Below are 1,149 nucleotides of genomic sequence, written 5' to 3' on the forward strand. Positions count from 1 at the left end.
CGCCAGCGGGACGGAGTCCTAAGAAAGCTAGGGTAGGGGAGAGCGCCCACAAGGAAGAAGATCCATGCAGTCCAGGTCTTTGTCCATCCTCAGCTCCCTGGCAGCTTTGGCCCTGTTGAGCCTTGCCTGCGGAGCGCTGGAGCCATCCCCAGACAGGGATCCCACACCTGCGGATCCCATTCCCACTCCCCAGTTAATCTACGAAGACATCACCCTCACCCAGGCCAGACCGGATGGTGCCATTCTCTGGCGCTTACAGGCTCGCCTGGCCGAATATGAGTCCCCCCCAGAAAATGGTGCCGCTCCTGTGCAGTTGGGATCCGCCCATTTGCAGGCCGTTCAGGGGGAATTCTTCGACGAAGACAACCGCGCCATCCGCACCCGCGCCGAGCGAGGATCCGCGTACCCAGGCGAACGACGGCTGGAATTGAGGGGTCAAGTCGAGGTGGAATCAGAGCGGGATAATCTGCGTCTGCAGGCCCAGCGGGTGGAATGGCTGCCGGAACAGCGCCTCCTCCAAGCTGAGGGCCAGGTGAAAGTGGAGCTGTTGGAGGGCCAGGGATCCCTGTGGGGGGATCGGCTGCTCGTCGACTTTGGCCAAGCCCAGATGCAGCTGGAGAACTGGGATCCCACTCAGCCGGTGCGGGCAGAGTACCGGGATCCGGATCTGGAGCTGGCTGCCAGCCGTTTTCTGTGGCAATTTGGCGTCGGGGAAGTGCAGGCAGTAGGGTCTGTAGAGGTTTACGCTCCCTTACAAGCTTTGCGCCTCAGGGGCGAGCAGTTGCGGGCTCCCCTGCCTCTAACCGAGTTGCGCATATTGGGCAACGGGCAAGCCAAAGCCGAGCAAACCGGTCAAGAGCTGCAGGCCCAGGAGATCCGCTGGCGCATCGGCTCCACCCAGCTGCAGGCCCAGGGCAACGTGCGCTACCGCCAGCCCGGCCAGGCTTTGACTGTCAGAGGCAACCAAGGGATCCTGGATTGGCAGGCCAACACCGCTCGGATCCAGGGCAACAGCCAAACCCAGCTCACTTTGCCCTGAGGAGGCGGTGGGGGAAGCAGAAAGCTGGCCGAGAGCATGGCAGGATAGGGATACCTTTAAGGAAAAGTATCGGGTGAGTTGTGGTGAGCTTTGAGGACTCCGTCCGAGTG

1 protein-coding gene is annotated in these 1,149 nt (G+C 61.9%); it reads left to right on the top strand.

What is annotated here, in order from left to right:
- Positions 1-64: 64 nt before the first annotated feature.
- Positions 65-1,039 (top strand): LPS export ABC transporter periplasmic protein LptC, encoded by a 975-nt coding sequence (gene lptC, locus NW819_RS13890; protein WP_414414107.1) that lies wholly within the window; start codon positions 65-67, stop codon positions 1,037-1,039.
- Positions 1,040-1,149: the final 110 nt, after the last annotated feature.

This window comes from Synechococcus sp. R8-2 (assembly GCF_047461715.1).
In the GTDB taxonomy this organism is placed as follows: Bacteria; Cyanobacteriota; Cyanobacteriia; order Thermostichales; family Thermostichaceae; genus Thermostichus.

Bases quoted from the DNA above. Each gene is read 5' to 3' on its own strand.
- lptC (WP_414414107.1), top strand. From the start codon at position 65: ATGCAGTCCAGGTCTTTGTCCATCCTCAGCTCCCTGGCAGCTTTGGCC.